This is a genomic window from Flavobacterium sp. WC2409 (genome assembly GCF_041200085.1).
Taxonomy (GTDB): Bacteria; Bacteroidota; Bacteroidia; order Flavobacteriales; family Flavobacteriaceae; genus Flavobacterium.
Window position 1 is genome coordinate 964,970 of record NZ_CP165625.1, and the last position, 18,313, is coordinate 983,282.

The 18,313-nt window shown below is 32.0% G+C and carries 15 protein-coding genes; 14 read left to right on the top strand and 1 reads right to left on the bottom strand.

The genetic code is table 11. The annotated features are described in order from the left end of the window. The first annotated feature begins 381 nt into the window (after positions 1 to 381). The 14 genes from gnd to AB3G34_RS04355 all read left to right on the top strand — a co-directional run bounded on the left by gnd (position 382) and on the right by AB3G34_RS04355 (position 17,734). Positions 382 to 1,281 (top strand): phosphogluconate dehydrogenase (NAD(+)-dependent, decarboxylating), encoded by a 900-nt coding sequence (gene gnd / locus AB3G34_RS04290; RefSeq protein ID WP_369753555.1) that lies wholly within the window; start codon positions 382 to 384, stop codon positions 1,279 to 1,281. 53 nt (positions 1,282 to 1,334) lie between these two features. Next, the gene (locus AB3G34_RS04295) at positions 1,335 to 2,654 is read left to right on the top strand and encodes a gluconate:H+ symporter (protein WP_367768967.1); all 1,320 of its coding nucleotides are present in this window, start codon (positions 1,335 to 1,337) and stop codon (positions 2,652 to 2,654) included. A 13-nt stretch (positions 2,655 to 2,667) separates the two neighbouring features. Further along, positions 2,668 to 4,095: a gluconokinase gene (locus AB3G34_RS04300; RefSeq protein WP_369753556.1), complete on the top strand. Its 1,428-nt coding sequence runs from the start codon at positions 2,668 to 2,670 to the stop codon at positions 4,093 to 4,095. 124 nt (positions 4,096 to 4,219) lie between these two features. Continuing rightward, positions 4,220 to 5,158 (top strand): nuclear transport factor 2 family protein, encoded by a 939-nt coding sequence (locus AB3G34_RS04305; protein WP_369753557.1) that lies wholly within the window; start codon positions 4,220 to 4,222, stop codon positions 5,156 to 5,158. 338 nt (positions 5,159 to 5,496) lie between these two features. Beyond that, on the top strand, positions 5,497 to 6,177 hold the full coding sequence (locus tag AB3G34_RS04310) for a response regulator transcription factor (RefSeq protein WP_369753558.1): 681 nt from the start codon (positions 5,497 to 5,499) through the stop codon (positions 6,175 to 6,177). Beyond that, positions 6,174 to 7,448 (top strand): sensor histidine kinase, encoded by a 1,275-nt coding sequence (locus AB3G34_RS04315; RefSeq protein WP_369753559.1) that lies wholly within the window; start codon positions 6,174 to 6,176, stop codon positions 7,446 to 7,448. Before AB3G34_RS04310 ends, AB3G34_RS04315 begins: the two co-directional genes overlap by 4 nt. Positions 7,449 to 7,496: 48 nt before the next feature. Further along, on the top strand, positions 7,497 to 8,609 hold the full coding sequence (locus AB3G34_RS04320; RefSeq protein WP_369753560.1) for a serine hydrolase domain-containing protein: 1,113 nt from the start codon (positions 7,497 to 7,499) through the stop codon (positions 8,607 to 8,609). 105 nt (positions 8,610 to 8,714) lie between these two features. After that, on the top strand, positions 8,715 to 9,134 hold the full coding sequence (locus AB3G34_RS04325; RefSeq protein WP_367768977.1) for a PepSY-like domain-containing protein: 420 nt from the start codon (positions 8,715 to 8,717) through the stop codon (positions 9,132 to 9,134). A 129-nt stretch (positions 9,135 to 9,263) separates the two neighbouring features. Next, positions 9,264 to 9,977, top strand: coding sequence for a phosphatase PAP2 family protein (locus AB3G34_RS04330; RefSeq protein WP_367774134.1), 714 nt, complete (start codon positions 9,264 to 9,266; stop codon positions 9,975 to 9,977). A 38-nt stretch (positions 9,978 to 10,015) separates the two neighbouring features. Continuing rightward, positions 10,016 to 11,035 (top strand): YncE family protein, encoded by a 1,020-nt coding sequence (locus AB3G34_RS04335; protein WP_369753561.1) that lies wholly within the window; start codon positions 10,016 to 10,018, stop codon positions 11,033 to 11,035. Between the two features lie 32 nt (positions 11,036 to 11,067). After that, positions 11,068 to 12,306 (top strand): TolC family protein, encoded by a 1,239-nt coding sequence (locus AB3G34_RS04340; protein WP_369753562.1) that lies wholly within the window; start codon positions 11,068 to 11,070, stop codon positions 12,304 to 12,306. 4 nt (positions 12,307 to 12,310) lie between these two features. After that, on the top strand, positions 12,311 to 13,225 hold the full coding sequence (locus AB3G34_RS04345; RefSeq protein WP_369753563.1) for an efflux RND transporter periplasmic adaptor subunit: 915 nt from the start codon (positions 12,311 to 12,313) through the stop codon (positions 13,223 to 13,225). 84 nt (positions 13,226 to 13,309) lie between these two features. After that, positions 13,310 to 16,363 (top strand): efflux RND transporter permease subunit, encoded by a 3,054-nt coding sequence (locus tag AB3G34_RS04350; protein WP_369753564.1) that lies wholly within the window; start codon positions 13,310 to 13,312, stop codon positions 16,361 to 16,363. Positions 16,364 to 16,561: 198 nt separating this feature from the next. Continuing rightward, the gene (locus AB3G34_RS04355) at positions 16,562 to 17,734 is read left to right on the top strand and encodes an acyl-CoA dehydrogenase family protein (RefSeq protein ID WP_369753565.1); all 1,173 of its coding nucleotides are present in this window, start codon (positions 16,562 to 16,564) and stop codon (positions 17,732 to 17,734) included. Here AB3G34_RS04355 and AB3G34_RS04360 read toward each other — a convergent pair. Continuing rightward, positions 17,726 to 18,286: a 2'-5' RNA ligase family protein gene (locus AB3G34_RS04360; protein WP_369753566.1), complete on the bottom strand. Its 561-nt coding sequence runs from the start codon at positions 18,284 to 18,286 to the stop codon at positions 17,726 to 17,728. The two genes, AB3G34_RS04355 and AB3G34_RS04360, sit on opposite strands and share 9 nt — an antisense overlap. Positions 18,287 to 18,313 lie beyond the last annotated feature (27 nt).

Genomic DNA, 18,313 nt, shown 5'->3' on the forward strand with positions numbered 1-18,313 from the left:
TATAGGTGAATTTTTAATTTTAAGTAAAATAAGGGGGGGGTGTAGTCTTAATTTTATTTTATAACAAAAGTTATTTATGATTATTGAACAGTTTTAATAGTAGTAAGAAATCTATAGTAATAACAAATGTTTAAAAATTGTTTTAGACACGATATAAAAGGCCTTTATCTAGATGAGCGATAATTATAAAATGGACATCAATCTTTTTTGATTTATTAACCTCATTCTTGGTGACATAATTAAAAAATAAATGGGTATATTTCATTATATAAAAAAAAAGAGGACTATTTTTCTGATAAACTGTATATTAGAAAATTAAAACTGATATTTTTACAGTTGATAAAAAAAATAATTTCAAACGATACTTAAATACGAGATACAATGCAAATAGGACTGATAGGATTAGGAAAAATGGGCTTTAACCTAGCCTTAAACTTGCAAAGAAATGGGTATGATGTGGTAGCCAATGATGTTAATACCGACTTTGTAGCTAAAATAGAGAAAGAAGGAATAGATACGGCTAATTCAGTTGCTGTATTAACCGAAAAATTAACCGAGCGAAGAGTGATTTGGATTATGGTTCCCGCAGGAGAAATTGTAGACAAAGTGATTTTTTCTTTAATCCCTTTTTTAAATAAAAACGATATTGTCATCGATGGAGGAAATTCTAATTTCAAAGATTCAAAACGCAGGTATAAAATTTTAAAAGAAAATGGGTTTTGCTATTTGGACTGTGGTACATCTGGAGGAACTTCTGGTGCATTAAATGGCGCTTGTACGATGGTGGGAGGAGATAAAGAAGTATTTGATTATGTAGCAGAAGTTTTTGAGAATATTTCAGTTCCTAATGGATCTTTATATACAGGTGCTTCTGGGAGTGGCCATTATACTAAAATGGTTCATAATGGAATTGAATATGGAATGATGCAATCAATTGCAGAAGGATTCGAAGTGTTTGAACATTCTGAATTTGATATTGATTTCGAAAAAACAGCAAAACTGTTCAATCATGGTTCTGTAGTACGCAGTTGGTTAATGGAATTGACCGAAAATGCTTTCTCAAAAGATCCTAAACTCGAGGGTATAAAGGGAGTTATGCATTCCTCAGGAGAAGGAAAATGGACACTTGAAGAAGCATTGGATTTAGGCGTGCCAACACCTGTTATAGCGTTATCGATAATGATGCGTTATCGTTCTCAAATGCAAGATACATTCTCTGGTAAAGTAGTTGCGGCCCTCCGAAATGAATTTGGTGGTCATGCTGTAGAAAAAAACGAATAATTTTCCACAATTCGCTAGAAAACTAAAAGAGTGTAAAATTTAAATTCTAACTTATGTCCATACTGATTTTAATTGCAAGTATCCTTTTGTTGCTATTTTTAATAACCGTTCTAAAATTTAATGCATTTATCTCTTTACTATTGGCTTCTTTTTTTGTTGGTATAGTAAAGCTAATGCCTTTTGGAACAATTGTTAATTCCATCCAAAACGGAATAGGTAGTACTTTAGGATCTTTGGTCTTAATTTTGGCTTTTGGAGTCATGCTTGGAAGTTTACTATCCGAGAGTGGTGCAGCACAACGAATCAGTACTGTTTTAATCAATTCCTTTGGTGTGAATCAAGTAAAATGGGCCGTTTTAGTTACTGGTTTTGCTGTAGGAATTGCCATGTTTTATAATGCTGGTTTTGTTATTTTGATTCCAATGGTTTTTGCCATTGCGGCCAATACGAAACAACCCTTTATTTATCTAGGTATTACCATGGCATCGGCCTTATCAATTACACATGGTTTTTTACCTCCACATCCTGGACCAACTGCAATAGCAGTAATTTTCAAGGCAGATATTGGTAAAACATTATTATATGGAATTTTAGTTTCTATTCCTGCTTTGCTAGCTGCAGGAATTATTTTTCCTGAATTTATAAAAAAAATTGTTACGAATCCGCCTAAAGGATTATTCGAAAGTAAAACTTTTACTGAAGGAGAAATGCCTTCTTTCTTGACAAGTTTCATGATTGCACTCACTCCCGTTATTTTAATGGGGATAGGGACTTTGAGTGCTTTTATTTTACCAGAAGGATCGGATTTGCGGACCACATTAGAGTTTATAGGAAATCCAACTACTTCGATGTTGATTACAGTATTATTTGGTATTGTTTTTTTAGGGATAAAACGAGGGCAAAAGATGATGGACATTATGGATAAATTTAGTACTTCTATGAGTTCTGTCACTATGATAATTTTAATAATTGGTGCTGGTGGTGCTTTTAAACAACTATTGATTGATAGTGGAATTGGATCTGATTTAGCTACTTTTTTTGATGGATCGACACTTTCACCCTTATTTTTGGGTTGGCTTATTGCTACTATTATACGCATTGCATTAGGATCGGCCACGGTTGCAGGATTAACTGCTGCAGGTATTGTTCAACCCTTAGTGATAAGTTCTGGGGTCAGTCCTGAATTGATGGTTTTATCAATAGGAGCAGGAAGTTTAATGTGCTCTCACGTAAATGATACTGGTTTCTGGATGTTTAAAGAGTATTTTGGAATCAGTATTAAGGATACTTTTCGTTCATGGACAGCAATGGAAACTATAGTTGGTGTTACAGGGTTAGTAGGGGTGTTAGTTCTTAATTTATTTGTAGGTTAATAAGAACGAAATCATGGATGATAAAAAAATATATGTTGGTATCGATATAGGAACGACAGCAACAAAAGCGGTATGTTTCAATAGATCAGGTAAAGTAATTTATGAGTATTCAAAAGAATATCCATTGTATCACCCAGAATTCGATCAAAGTATTCAAAAACCAAATGAAGTTCTTGTTGCAGTTTTAGCTTGCATTAATCAAATTACAAAGGAATATCAGCCTGAGTTTATCAGTTTTAGTTCGGCAATGCAAAGTGTTTTAATCATTGATGAATTAGGAAATCCATTAACAGATGCTATTATTTGGGCAGACAATCGTGCACATGAATTTGCAGAATCGCTTAAAGTAACAGATGTAGGAAAGAGGTTCTATCAAAAAACGGGAATCCCTATTCATACATTTTCTCCCATGACCAAAATCGCTTGGTTGAAAGAACATAAAAAAGGAGTCTTTTCTAAAGCATTTAAATTTATTAGTTTAAAAGAATATGTATGGCATCAGCTTACTGGAGAATATGCAATTGATTCTTCCATGGCATCGGGTACCGGAATAATGAATATTCATAAGTTAGAATGGGATCTTGAGATTTTAAAATTTCTAGATATTCATTCGAATCAATTATCAAAAATTGTAAAACCCACCCATTTTTGTAAAGGATTAAATGATCACTTGTTATATGTTATAGGAGGGGGAGATGGAGCTTTAGCCAATTTAGGTACTGGAGCAATGGAACCTGGAAAAGTGGCGTTAACAATAGGAACAAGTGGAGCAGTACGCTTACCAATCGAGAAACCTTTTATAGATTCCCAAATGCGAACGCAATGTTATCATTTGATAGATAATCAATATTTAACACTAGGAGCGGTTAGTAATGGTGCCATTGTTTTACAGTGGTTAAAAGAATCTATTTTGAAAACTGAAGATTCATTTGAAACTCTTTTTAAGCAAGCAGCTAACGTTTCCTCAGGATCAGATGGATTACTTTTTGTACCCTATTTATTAGGAGAAAGAGCTCCTATTTGGGATGCTTCCGCAAAAGGTACTCTTCTAGGAATCAAAATTATTCATACCCAAGCCCATTTTATTCGGGCCACAATGGAGGGGATTTTATTTGGACTTTTGAATGTTTTAGAAATTCTATTGCCTAATGAAGAGACTAGAGAACAACATACTATTATGGCAAGTGGAGGATTTGCAAAAAGTGAATTTTGGTTGCAAATGACTGCCGATGTTTTTCAAATGAAAGTTAGAATTGCTGAAACAGTCGAAGCTTCGGCTTGGGGAGCAGTATTGATTGGCTTTAAATCAAATGAAATAGAGGTGTTGCCCGAGACTTCAAATGGGAAAGTATTTGTACCCAATAAAAAGCATAAAATAATTTATCAGCAAAGTTTTGCCAAATTCAAACGTGTTTATCCTTTACTAAAAGAATTAGAATAAATATTTTTTTCAAAATCTGTAATAAAGTAGTTACAAAACAATAAATATTTTTAACATAATATGTTGATTATCAGTATTTATGATTAAATTTAATGGTGTTTTTAACTAAAAATCTTATTTAATTATGAAAAAAAGTATTCTAATTGTATTGTTGATGATTACTTGCATCACATACGCACAAAAAAAATCAAATGGAACTATTTATGTAGAACATCCTGCAATCAATACAGTAGAGGATATGGTTCAGGCATTTGTTAAAGGAGATACTGACAAAGTTGCCAGTTATTTAGCAGAAGATTTTAAATCGTATAACGGTACGAGCATTGACAAAACAGATAAAGGAGAAGACAAAGCTTCTTTTTTAAAAGAAATGAAATTCTGGAAAGACAATATTGATTATTTTAGTATTAAACGATCTGCAGGTGCTTATCCAGATGCATTAGAATACAAAGATGCTAACAACAAAGATGTGGTTTGGGTTCAAACTTGGGAAGACCTAAAAGGAGTACATAATAAATCTGGAGTAAAGATTGATATGCCCATTCATCGATTATTTATTGTTGACAAAAATAATAAGATAAAAACCATCATCAATTACATGAATAGTAGCATTCCTGATGAAATTGGTGATAGTTCTACTGATAGACAAAATGGTATGATTTACAATCATCATGAATATATCAACACTATTCGAAAAATGATTTATGCATTTGAAAATAATGATCTTGATAAAGCGTATATTTTTTATGATGATAAAGCGCGATTTTTAGATGAAAATAATTCAGAAAGAAAAAGTATTTCATTAGCTGAATTAAAGGCCAATGACAAAAAATTTCTAGATAAATTTGAAGTTAACAGTATAGACGTATCCGGATATCCAGATTATTTGCATTATGAAATGGGAAATACTAAAGTGGTTCAATCCTGGTGGAATTATAATTTGACTAGAAAATCAGATAAAAAGAAAATTATTTTACCCGTATTTTTTATAGATGATTTTAATGATGATGGAAAAATAGTTTTTGAACATGCTTATTACAGTGAAAAAATGTTAGAGCAATAAAATAACAAAATAGATACTAATTAAAGGCCGAAATAGATGTTTCGGCTTTTTTTGTGGAGAAATTGAGGTTCTTTATATCAATTGATAACCTTTATTCTTTTGGATGATAAAAGGGTTGTTTTATCATAAACATAGAATTCAAATAGAATTAATTTCTAAAATTGTACTGTATCTATTTAGTAAAAGCAGAGAAATTTGGTGTAAAGCTACATTCGAAAAATAATAGCACCTGAAGTTTTTTATATTGTTACTGTAGTATCAAGATAACAATGATTAAATTTAAGTAAATTTATATTTTATTGATTAGCCAAAATCAACACGAATCAAAATAAATAAGCATGAAAATTTTATTAATCGAAGATGAACCTGAATTGCAAAAAAGTATCAAACAATATTTTGAAGTAGAAGGGAATGTGGTTGAAATAGCTTCGGATTTTAGTAAGGCACAACAGAAAATTGCGATCTATGATTATGATTGTATTTTGGTTGATATTACGTTGCCAAATGGTTCTGGTTTGGATTTGATTACCGAAATTAAATTAAAAAAATCAAAAGCGGGAATCATTATTATTTCTGCAAAAAACTCACTGGATGATAAAATTTTTGGTTTGGATCTTGGTGCCGATGATTATTTACCAAAACCGTTTCATTTATCGGAACTTAATTCGAGAATAAAAGCGTTGATTAGACGAAAAAATTTTGATGGAAGTCTAGAAATTGTTGTCAATGAAATTAGAATCCTTCCAGCAGATCGAAGCGTTTATGTAAATAATGCAATTGTTACTTTAACCTCAAAAGAATATGATTTATTACTGTATTTCATCGCCAATAAAAACCGCGTAGTGAGTAAAAATGCCTTGGCCGAACATTTATGGGGAGACGATGCAGATCGATTGGATAACTATGATTTTATATACAACCATGTAAAAAACTTGCGCAAAAAATTATTAGAAAAAAAATGCGAAGATTATTTACAAACTGTCTACGGTCTAGGTTATAATTTTAAATTACAAGAATGAAACTAATTACAAAGACCAGTTTATATTACTTATTGTTAAGTATCCCGATCTTGATTCTGTCGGGTTTTATTTGTTTTCATATATTAACACATAAAGTACGGCATGCTAATGATGAGGTTTTAGTGAATCGCATCAAATTGATTGAGCAATATTTAGTAGAAAATGATACCGTTTCGTTGCAGTTTTTAGTCAAAACTAAGGAAGCGGAAATCAACAAAACATTAAAAAATAATTTTAGTAACGGGAATAAAACAATTTTTTCGGACACATTAATTCTAGATGAGGCTGAAAATGAAATGGACCCAAATAGGATGGTTTCGTCGATTGTAAGGGTTAAAAATACTAATTATCTAATAAAAATTTGGCGCAGTAGCATAGAAAATGAAGAGTTAATCAAAGGTATTTTGTTTTTACTTGTCTGGATTTTAGCAGCATTATTTTTAATTTCAATGATTCTTAATTTTTGGATTTCAAAAAAAATGTGGAAACCGTTTTATACTTCGGTCTCCAACTTGGAGAAATTTAGAGCTAGTGATAACGAAATACCACCATTTGAGGATTCAACCATTAAAGAATTTACAGCTTTAAATAAATCGCTTGCTAGCATGATGAGTAAAATGATTGCGGATTATAATGCCCAAAAGAAATTTACAGAGAATGCATCTCATGAAATTCAAACTCCGTTGGCAGTCATAAAATCAAAGGTTGATTTACTTATTCAATCTGAAAATTTAGATCCAAATGATGTTGAATTAATTGTTGCAATTGATGATGCATGTTCTAAACTGAATCGCTTAAATAAGTCATTATTATTGCTTACAAAAATTGAAAATAGACAGTTTAAAACCATTGAAAAAGTGTCTGTCGAAAAAGTATTGGATTCGTCTTTATTGCTTTTTGAAGATTATATAAAAGAGAAGGAAATAACTATTGTAAAAAATATTGAAACTGAATTTTGGATTAATATGAACCCTGATTTAGGGTTAGTATTCATTAATAATTTAATTCAAAATGCGATCAGACATAATGTTGATGAGGGGAGTATACATATTAGGATCAAGTTTAATAAAATTATCATTGAAAATACTGGAGCAATAGAACCGCTAAATTTGGACCATCTATTTAAACGTTTTCAAAAAAATTCAACGTCTCATTTATCAATTGGACTTGGTTTAGCAATAGCAAATGAAATTGCTGAAGTCAGTGGATTAGTTTTAAAATATAAATTTATAAACAACAAACATCGCTTTATTTTGAAAGAAAGGGATTAAAAAACAATTACTATGCTTGTTTTAAAAATTCAAAAAATAATAATTTTTATGATATTTTTTATCTGTTGTACTTCTTGTAATGTATTTCGTTCCTTGAGGTACGGCGGGATTCCCAGCCAATCAGATTACAAGCATTTCGCACAACGCGTTATTGCTAATGAAGCGCCTGTTTATTATTTTCATAAACCTATCAAAGACTCTCATTTAGGAACTAAAATAGGACTTGTCAATCGGGATTTTAACGGTACAAATGTTAGTTTAGATAGCTTTACTACATTACATAAAACGATCTCTTTTTTAATTATTCGTAACGATACAATTGTTTACGAAAGATACAACAAAGGATATACTTCAAATTCATTTGTTTCTTCCTTCTCTATGGTGAAACCATTTGTTTCTACTTTAATTGGAATTGCAATTGATGAAGGAAAAATAAAAAGTGAAAATGACCTCATTATTGATTATTTACCTGAATTTAAAAATAAAATTGGTTGGGATAAAATTACCATAAAAAATTTATTACAACACACCTCAGGTATTCGATTTACTGATAACAAACTAAATCCAGTATCTGATAATGCTGAATTTTATTGGGGAGATAATTTAAGAGAAAAGATGCTCAATTTAAAACTAGAATACCCACCCAACACAAAATTTAAATACAGTAGTGAAAACACAATGCTTTTAGGATATATTATTGAAAAAGTAAGTGGCGGAACCATTTCTAACTATTTAGAAGATAAAATATGGAAACCATTAGGAATGGAGGCACCGGCAACATGGAGTTTGGATCGAGATGATGATAAAGCAATCGAAAAAACATTTTGTTGTTTACAAGCTAGAGCAATTGATTTTGCAAAGTTTGGCAGACTTTATCTTAATGGAGGGAATTGGAATGGAAAGCAAATTGTGTCAAAAAGATGGGTAGAGTTGTCTACACATTCGGATCCATCAGGAAATAACAAACATTTTTATAATAATAATTGGGGAATAGGGCCTCTGAAATACGGGAGTTATTTTGCTGTAGGGTTGTTTGGGCAATATCTCTATATCTATCCTGAAAAAAAAATGATTATAGTGCGTTTTGGAGATGCCGAAACGTCGTATCATCCTAATTATTGGCAGGAAGTTTTTTTGCAAATAATTGACCAAATGAAATAAATAATTTCTTTGTTTATAAAACGCAATAATAGAAATAGCAGCATAGATTTAAAATAGATTTGTAATCTAAGTTTGTGTTAGAATTAATTTTTAAATCTAAAAAAAATGAAAAAATTAGTAATGTTATTGTCAATTGTATTGGTATCCAGTTTTGCATTTGCAGGTACACCACCTGAAGCAGTAAAAAAAGCTTTCGCTAAAAAATTCCCTACTGCTACCAAAGTGAGTTGGGGAAAAGAAGCGCCAAAGGAGTGGGAAGCAGACTTTATTTTTGAAGGAAATTCCATTTCGGCTAATTTTTTGCAAGATGGAACTTGGCTTGAGACTGAAAAAGAGATTAAAGCGATGAACTTACCAAAAGCCGTTTTAGCCACTGTAAAATCAAATTATTTGGATTGGAAAATAGCAGAGGCTGATCTAACCGAAACTGCTAAGAATGGAACCATATACGAAGTAGAGCTAAAAAAAGGGTTAAAGCGAAAAAGTTTAGCTTTCAAAGCAAATGGAACTTTAGTAAAAGAATAATTTTCGAACTAAATATTCAATTAATATATGATGTTAGAAAATTTTAAATTCCAGTTTACATATCCTGCGACTAAAATTATTAAAAATGGTTCTTGTTTTTTGATCCTACTATTTTTAAATACTGGAATAATGGCACAAGGGCTTAGTAGCCAAGACAGTATTAAGGGTGCCAAAAATGGTAATTTAAGTTTCAATTACAAGCAATTGATTATACCAACGGTACTTGTTGGATACGGTATAATTGGTATGGAAAATAAAAATTTAAAAGACTTGAACTTAGAAATCAAAGAGGAAGTCACCGAAAATATTGATAGAAAAATTAGTGTAGACGATTTCTCCCAATACGTTCCAGCATTAGCGGTTTACGGTCTGAATTTAGGAGGTATTAAAGGAAAAAATAATTTACGAGATCGAAGTATAATTTTTGCAACTTCTTATCTTATTATGGGAAGTACGGTTTATGCTTTGAAAAAAACAACCCATGTTTTAAGACCAGACGGAAGTAGTAATAATTCTTTTCCATCGGGACATACTGCTACTGCATTTGCTGGTGCCGAATTTTTATGGCAAGAGTACAAGGATGTTTCTATTTGGTACGGGATTTCAGGTTATATAGTAGCTACAGGAACAGGTTTTTTTAGAATCTATAATAATCGACATTGGTTTACTGATGTAACTATGGGGGCAGGAATAGGAATTTTAAGTACAAAAGTGGCCTATTGGATGTTTCCTTATATCAATAATAAGATTTTTAAATCGAATAAGAATAATTCTTCAGTAATGGTTGCTCCCTTTTATAACGGAAGACAAATGGGACTCGGAATGGTCTTAAATCTACATTAAGCACAACTTAGATTTTAATAAATTAAATATATAACACAATGAAAAAAATAGTTGCATTAGTAATTCTTGGTTTTTCAATTGCAAATTGTAATAGCCAAACTTTCAAAGTTTCTGAGAAAATAAAATTACCTGGGAATGATGGCTGGGATTATCTTGCCGTTGATGATGTGAATCAACATTTATTTATTTCACACGGAAGTGAGGTAAATGTAATAGATTTAAAATCAAATGCCTTAATTACTACAATTCCTGATACAAAAGGGGTTCATGGTATTGCTATTGCAAATGATTTAAACAAAGCATTCATTTCTAATGGGAAAGACAATTCAGTATCAATTGTCAATTTAACCACTTTTGAATTGATCGAAAAAGTAGCTATTTCAGGTAAAAATCCAGATGCCATTTTATATGATGCATTTTCCAAAAAAGTATTTACTTACAATGGGAAATCTAATAATGCTACAGTTTTAGACGCGATCACAAATAAAGAGATAAAATCGATAGCTTTGGGTGGAAAACCAGAATTTTCAGTAACGAATACCAAAGGGTTGATTTTTGTAAATATCGAAGATAAAAACGAAATTAAAACCATCGATGCCACTAAACTGGCTGTAAAAGCTACTTGGAGCATTGCACCAGGAGACGAACCTTCAGGATTAGCAATTGATTTAGAATCGAATCGATTATTTGCAGTGTGTGGTAATAAGTTAATGGTGGTTGTAAATGCTATAAATGGTAAGGTTGTTAAAACTTTACCTATTGGTGATGGTTGCGATGGTGTTACTTTTAATCCTAAAAATAAACTTATTTTTAGTTCTAATGGAGAAGGAACAATTACAGTTGTTAAGGAAAAAAGCCCTGCAGTTTTTGCAGTACTACAAACAGTAAAAACCCAAAAAGGAGCACGAACAATTACTTTGAATAAAACTACAAATCAATTGTATTTATCTACTGCAAATTTTGGAGAAAAACCAAAACCTACCGCCGAAATTCCTAATCCAAGACCAAGTATTATTCCTAACTCTTTTACTATTTTAGTAGTTGATGATAAAAAATAAATAAACTACTTATTTTTGAATAAATTTATCCAATGAGATCATTCCTTATCATTCTTATTTTTTTAATTACGGCTTCGTCCTTTTCACAGGAAAAGGACTTGGTTTTTTATATAGAAAAAGCCCAAACCAATTCCCCTTTACTAAAAGACATATCGAATCAAATTCAATCCAATACAATTGATAGTTTGCTTATTAGAGCTACTTACAAGCCGCTGGTTGCCGCAAATATAAATGGGTATATTGCTCCTAATTATAACGGTTTTGGTTATGATACTGCTTTAAGTAATGGTCAGTCCATTTCTGGTTTGATAGGGATAAATCAAAAAATAATTAGTAAAAGTATAGTTAATTCACAAGCCGAAACATTCAAAATTATTAAAGAAGGCTTAGTTTTAAATAAAAAAATTGCGGTTAAAGATTTGAATAAAGCCATAATTGCGCAATATATAACGGCGTTTGGTAGTGCTGAGCAGCTGGTTTACAATCAAAATATGATACAACTACTCAAAAATGAAGCTGTGATTTTGAAAAAACTCACTCAACACTCCATTTATAGGCAAACGGATTATTTGATTTTTATTTCAACCTTAAAGCAGCAAGAATTACAGGTGTTACAATTAAAACAACAATATCAAAATGATTTGGGGTTACTCAATTATTTATCAGGAGAAACGGATACTACTTTTGTCAATTTAAAAAAACCAACAATTGCTTTAAAAAGTATACAAAATGAAAAGGCTACTGTTTTTGAAAAGCAATTCGAAACCGATAGCTTGAAAATTATCAATCAAAATAAATTAATAGATAACAGCTATAAACCTTCTCTTTCGTTACTTGGTGATGCGGGTTATATGTCTAGTTTTATCAGTCAAGGATATAAAAATTTCGGATTCAGTATTGGTTTAGGATTATCAATTCCTATCTATGATGGAAATCAGAAAACATTATTACATCAAAAAAACAAAACTGCGTTGGCTACTAATTTAGCGTATAAAAACAATTTTAATAAACAATATCAGCAACAATTATTGATGTTAAATCAGCAATTAAAACAAACCTTTGAAATTCAAAATCAGTTGCAATCTCAACTTCAAATAAGTGATGCGCTTATCGATGCCAATAAAAAACTGTTACTTTCTGGAGATGCTCAAATTACTGATTTTATGATTGCTATAGGAAATGTTATCAATATCAATAATACGATTTCGCAAAACAAAATAAATACGCTTCAACTGATTAATGAAATCAATTATTGGAGTTCTAATGACTAATACTATGAATAAATTTATCTTTTTTTTGGTGCTAATTCCGGTCTGTTTTACCGCATGTAAGGACAATTCAGTAACCGAGAAACCTATTGATGCTAGTATTCCTGTAACGATTACTTCTATTGATACAACTGGTATTGAAAATTATATGGAATTGAATGCTACAGCAACTTATTTAGTTAAAAATAATATTAAAGCGAATGCTACTGGGTACTTGAGTTCCGTTAATGTAGCAATAAATGATTTTGTAAACAACGGTTCCACCTTGTTTTCGATTAAAACAAGAGAATCTAAAGTGCTGGGTAATACGATAAATAAAATTGACCCTAGTTTGAATTTTGGCGGAGCTATTCAAGTGCATTCTAACACGAGTGGAATAGTAACAATGGTAAATGTGCAACAAGGAGATTATGTGCAAGATGGTGATCCATTGGTAACAATAAATGACGCTAATAGTTTTGCATTGGTGTTAAGTTTGCCTTATGAATTAAAAAAATTCGTTACAGCTGGACAACATTTGAATGTTAGTTTGCCTGATGGGAGTGATAGAATTGCAACAGTTCAAAAGTTTTCACCTACAGTGGATGCCACTTCGCAAACCCAAAATGTAATTTTGAAAATAAATGGGAAACAAGATATTCCTGAAAATTTAATTGTAAAAGTTAGAATTAATAAAAGCTCAAATTCTAAAACTATTTCGTTACCCAAAGGGGCCGTATTAAGTGATGAAACCGAAACTGATTTTTGGATTATGAAAATGATAAATTCTAACACAGCTATTAAAATTCCAATAGAAAAGGGAATTCAGACAGATGATAGAATCCAAATTTTAGCACCACAATTAACGGCTAAAGATAAAATTTTAGTTACGGGTAATTATGGAGTGAGCGATACGATTAAGGTTAAAGTAATCGGAAAATAAAAAGGTTTACCACAGATTTAAAAGATTAAAAAATTTTTATAAATCTGTAAAAATCGGTCTAATCAGTGGCTAAAAAAATAAATAATGAACAACTTCTTCGTAAAACATAAAAATGGTTTAAGCGCCATAATCTTCCTAATTATTTTAGGAGGTTTTTTTGCCTATTCAGAGATGCAAACAGGCTTGTTTCCTGAAATAACTTTTCCCAAAATAAAAATCATTGCCGATGCAGGACAACAACCTGTTGATAAAATGATGATTACGGTTACCAAACCGTTAGAAAATGCCATTAAAAAAGTTCAAGATTTAAAAACCATTAGAAGTACAACCAGTCGCGGAAGTTGTGAAATATCCGCTTTTATGGATTGGAAAGCAGATATTGATTTGAGTAAAACGCGTATTGAAGAACAAATCAACCAAATCAAAAATAATCTACCTCCTGATACTCAAATCACGGTAGAAAAAATGAATCCGTCCATTCTTCCTGTAATTGGGTATGCTATCGAAGGCAAAGGAATGTCGGCAATTGAGTTAAAAAAAATAGCCAATTTTACTATAAAACCATTTCTTTCTCAAATAGATGGTGTATCGGAAATTAGAATTATTGGCGGTAAAGAAAAAGAATATTGGTTGTCCTTAGATTTTAATAAAATGACTGCACTAGGTATTACACCAGATGCCATTTCCCAGGTTTTAAGTCAGACCAATTTTATAAAATCAAATGGTTATTTGTCTGATTATCGCTATTTGTATTTAACCATTACGGATGCCCAAGTCGACAAAAAAGAAGAGTTGGAAAATTTGGTTATCAGTAATAATGGGAAAGGAATTGTTACACTAAAAGACATTGCTGCTGTTGAAATTAAAGAAGCTAAAGAATACATAAAAGTAAATGCTAATGGGAAAGAAAGTATTTTGGTTGCTGTCATTAAGCAGCCCAATTCTAATTTAATTTCTCTTTCGGATGCCATGAGTCAAAAGCTGCAGGATTTAAAAACAATCCTTCCCAAAGGCATCACGATTAAACCATTTTATGAGCAAGCCCGTTTTGTAAATGATGCGGTAAAAAGTGTTACAGACAGTTTATTAATTGGATTATTATTGGCCATAATTGTCGCAGTTTTGTTTTTGAAATCAGCCAAAGCCAGTGCTACTATATTAATTATTATTCCTGTAACACTGGGATTAACATTGGTTGTTTTATACCTCACAGGGCAAACGTTCAATATTATGACTTTGGGGGCAATAGCGGCTGCTTTAGGGCTAATTATTGATGATGCCATCGTTGTGGTAGAACAAATTCACCGTACACATGAAGAACATCCTGACGAGCCTACGGTTTCGCTTTTGCAAAAAGCAATTCATTATTTATTTCCAGCCATGTTGGGATCATCCATCAGTACAATTGTAATTTTTATTCCTTTTGTTTTAATGAGCGGAGTTGCAGGTTCCTATTTCAAAGTACTTACGGATACGATGATTATCACTTTGGTTTGTTCCTTTTTTGTTACTTGGTTGTTGCTTCCGGTTGTCTATTTATTGCTTTCCAAAAAAGACAGAGGGATAGCTGAAACAGAAAAAGTCTCTGAAATTCATGAAGTAAAAACTCAAAATTGGGTGTCTTATTTTATTGGAAAACCTATTATAAGTATTACTTTTTGCCTTGTTTTAATACTTTCAATAGTTATTATTCTACCTAATTTAGAAACTGGTTTTTTACCCGAAATGGATGAAGGAAGTATTATTTTAGATTATGAAAGTCCGCCAGGAACTTCACTTGAAGAAACGGATAGAATGCTGAACGAAGTAGAGAAAATTATTATAAAAGTTCCAGAAGTTGAAGCCTACAGTCGCAGGACAGGTACCCAAATGGGATTTTTTATTACGGAACCCAATCGAGGGGATTATTTAATCCAATTGAAAAAAGACAGAAATAAAACCAGTAATGATGTAATTGATGAAATTCGTGCCAAAGTAGAGGCTACGCAGCCTGCTTTGCGTATCGATTTTGGGCAAGTAATTGGAGATATGTTGGGGGATTTAATGAGTTCCGTTTCACCAATTGAAGTCAAAGTCTATGGAAATGATCAGGCACAATTACAAAAAACGGCAAAACAGGTTGCTGCTATTGTTGAAAAAGTAAAAGGAACCGCCGATGTTTTTGATGGCATTGTTTTGGCTGGACCAGTAATTAATATTCATCCTAATTACATTCAATTGGCACAATACGGAATCACTCCATCGGACTTACAGTTTCAAATGCAAACCGCTTTAGAAGGAAATGTCGTAGGAAGCTTGTTAGAAAATGAAAAACAAACTCCCATAAGATTAATTTATGCCAATGGGAAAAAAAGAAGTTTGGAAGACATTAAACAACTAAAAATATTTTTACCTAATGGACAAGCTATTCCGATTACCAGTTTAGTGACTATTTCAATCGAAAAAGGAGTAGCTGAAATCGAGCGTGAAAATCTACAAATGATGAGTGTAGTAACTGGACGATTAGATAATCGAGATTTAGGAAGTGTGATGAAGGAAATTCAAACTAAAGTCACCGCTCAAATACAATTGCCTAATGGATATTATATTGAATATGCGGGAGCTTATAAAGATCAGCAACAATCGTTCAAAGAGTTATTAATGATTTTAATTGCTTCTTCTTTATTGGTTTTTGGTGTTATTCTATTCCTTTTTAGAGATTTTAGAGTGGCATTTGTAATATTATTAATTTCAGTTTTAGGAATTGCAGGAAGCTATATTTTGCTATTTATTACAGCCACTCCACTGAACGTAGGGAGTTACACTGGAATTATAATGATTGTGGGTATTATTGCCGAAAATGCCATTTTTACTTTTCTACAATTTAGAGAAACTTTTAAGTTAACAAGAAACGTCAATGAATCCATTGTATATTCAATATCCACTCGATTGCGACCTAAGTTAATGACAGCACTGGGAGCCATTATTGCACTGCTACCATTAGCAATTGGGATAGGAACTGGGTCTGAGTTGCATCAACCCTTAGCTATTGCAGTTATTGGAGGATTCCTGATTGCGATGCCTTTATTACTGATTGTGTTACCAAGTTTGCTAGCGCGAGTTTATAAAAACGAAAAAGAATTTAAACATTTTCAATAGTTTTTGTAAAATGATTATGGTGTAAATGAAATGAAATTACAAGCCGAAACAACCCGTTTCGGCTTTTTATATTTGGATAATTAGCAATTTAGAATGTCTTTTGAAACAGAATAAAATAAAAAAATCTTAACTTTAGAAAAGAATAAATTTTAATCCAAAGTGATATAATAAATACCTCCTCAAATAAAAATGGTACCCATGCTACAAAACATACTTATCGAAAGAAAAATTTATGCCACAGAAGAACATAAAATGATGCAATCTATGATCCAAGAATTCATTGCAAATGAAATTATGGGACAGTTAGATCATTGGGAAAAACAAGGAATGGTTTCTCGTGAAATTTGGAAAAGAGCAGGAGAGTTAGGGCTACTATGTTTAGATATTCCAGAAATATATGGAGGTGGAGGATTGGATTTTACTTTTAATGCGCTACTTATTGAGGAGTTTGCTAAAAAAGGAATTACAGGTCCAGGATTTTCACTTCATTCAGATATTGTAGCGCCTTATTTGCTGCATTATGGAACCGAATTACAAAAACAAAAGTATTTACCTCTAATGGCAAAAGGGGAGCTTATTACCGCTATAGGTATGACCGAACCCAATTGTGGGAGTGATTTAAAAGCATTGGGAACTACTGCAGAAGACAAAGGCGATCATTATTTAGTAAATGGTCAAAAAACGTTTATAACCAATGGTTTTATGTGTGATATGGCTATAATAGCAGTAAAAACGAATGCGAAAACTGATGATGAAGGTGTTACTTTACTCATTTTAGAGTCGGAAATGGAGGGTTTTAATAAAGGAAATCCACTCAGAAAAATAGGGATGAAATCGCAGGATACAGCCGAGTTATTTTTTGACAATGTGAAAGTTCCAAAAGAAAACCGACTTGGAGATGAAAAAATGGGATTTAAAATTATGATGAAAGAATTAGCACGCGAGCGACTAACTGTGGGAATTATGGCGGTTGCCACCGCTGAGGGTGCTATTGAAGACACGATTAAATATACTACTGAACGCACTGCTTTTGGATCTCCAATTGCTGGGTTTCAAAACACACAGTTTAAAATTGCCGAATGCGCTACTCAAATGCAAATACATCAGGCCTTTTTAGATCGTTGTATTGAGTTAATGAGTACACATAAATTATCGAGTGAGAGTGCTTCCATGATCAAATATTCGGCCACGGATATGTGTGGTAAAGTAGTGGACGAATGTTTGCAATTGTTTGGAGGATACGGATACATGTGGGACTACCCAATTGCACGAATGTATGCTGACAATAGAGTTACCCGAATTTATGCTGGCACGAATGAAATCATGAAAATATTAATTGCCCGTGCCTTATTTAAAGATTTATTAAAATAAAGAAGTCTGTATAAATTCTTGTTTTGTATTCCCGTTAAACGGAAAATGGGCTATGATTTTAAATTGTTTTACTGCAGCATCAAAGCGTCTTAAAACGACATCTTCACAACGGTATTCTAATTCAATATTTGGAAACATACGGAAAGCCATTTCTAAATTTTCAGCAGATAGTTTTCGGGCTATAGATAAGTGAGGATCCGTGCTTTTATGTACAATTGGGAAACGGATTTCCTGATGAAAACGTTTCATAATAGGAATTAGTTCTTCTTTCGAATTTGGATTTGGTGCAATAAAAAAAGCGCCATTTGGATAACTACCAAAATGATCTAAAACTACTTTTAGGGGTTGGATGGAATCGCCTATTTTGGCGAGTTGTTTTTTGATATTTTCTAATTGTATGTCAGTTGCGGTAAATTCACCAATGGTAATATGCGCCAATGAGTTTTTACTGTTAAACCAGCCTATTTTTTCTGACAGAGTTTCCTTCATCATTTTAATTTTAGAAATAATATCTTCTGATGGGTGTAAAACAATGGAGTAGGTATTGGGCATTTTTTAATTTTGATAAAAATTAGTACA

Bases quoted from the DNA above. Each gene is read 5' to 3' on its own strand.
- AB3G34_RS04315 (WP_369753559.1), top strand. From the start codon at position 6,174: ATGAAACTAATTACAAAGACCAGTTTATATTACTTATTGTTAAGTATC.
- gnd (WP_369753555.1), top strand. From the start codon at position 382: ATGCAAATAGGACTGATAGGATTAGGAAAAATGGGCTTTAACCTAGCC.
- AB3G34_RS04345 (WP_369753563.1), top strand. From the start codon at position 12,311: ATGAATAAATTTATCTTTTTTTTGGTGCTAATTCCGGTCTGTTTTACC.
- AB3G34_RS04295 (WP_367768967.1), top strand. From the start codon at position 1,335: ATGTCCATACTGATTTTAATTGCAAGTATCCTTTTGTTGCTATTTTTA.
- AB3G34_RS04335 (WP_369753561.1), top strand. From the start codon at position 10,016: ATGAAAAAAATAGTTGCATTAGTAATTCTTGGTTTTTCAATTGCAAAT.
- AB3G34_RS04300 (WP_369753556.1), top strand. From the start codon at position 2,668: ATGGATGATAAAAAAATATATGTTGGTATCGATATAGGAACGACAGCA.
- AB3G34_RS04340 (WP_369753562.1), top strand. From the start codon at position 11,068: ATGAGATCATTCCTTATCATTCTTATTTTTTTAATTACGGCTTCGTCC.
- AB3G34_RS04310 (WP_369753558.1), top strand. From the start codon at position 5,497: ATGAAAATTTTATTAATCGAAGATGAACCTGAATTGCAAAAAAGTATC.
- AB3G34_RS04350 (WP_369753564.1), top strand. From the start codon at position 13,310: ATGAACAACTTCTTCGTAAAACATAAAAATGGTTTAAGCGCCATAATC.
- AB3G34_RS04360 (WP_369753566.1), bottom strand. From the start codon at position 18,286: ATGCCCAATACCTACTCCATTGTTTTACACCCATCAGAAGATATTATT.
- AB3G34_RS04320 (WP_369753560.1), top strand. From the start codon at position 7,497: ATGATATTTTTTATCTGTTGTACTTCTTGTAATGTATTTCGTTCCTTG.
- AB3G34_RS04330 (WP_367774134.1), top strand. From the start codon at position 9,264: ATGGCACAAGGGCTTAGTAGCCAAGACAGTATTAAGGGTGCCAAAAAT.
- AB3G34_RS04305 (WP_369753557.1), top strand. From the start codon at position 4,220: ATGAAAAAAAGTATTCTAATTGTATTGTTGATGATTACTTGCATCACA.
- AB3G34_RS04325 (WP_367768977.1), top strand. From the start codon at position 8,715: ATGAAAAAATTAGTAATGTTATTGTCAATTGTATTGGTATCCAGTTTT.
- AB3G34_RS04355 (WP_369753565.1), top strand. From the start codon at position 16,562: ATGCTACAAAACATACTTATCGAAAGAAAAATTTATGCCACAGAAGAA.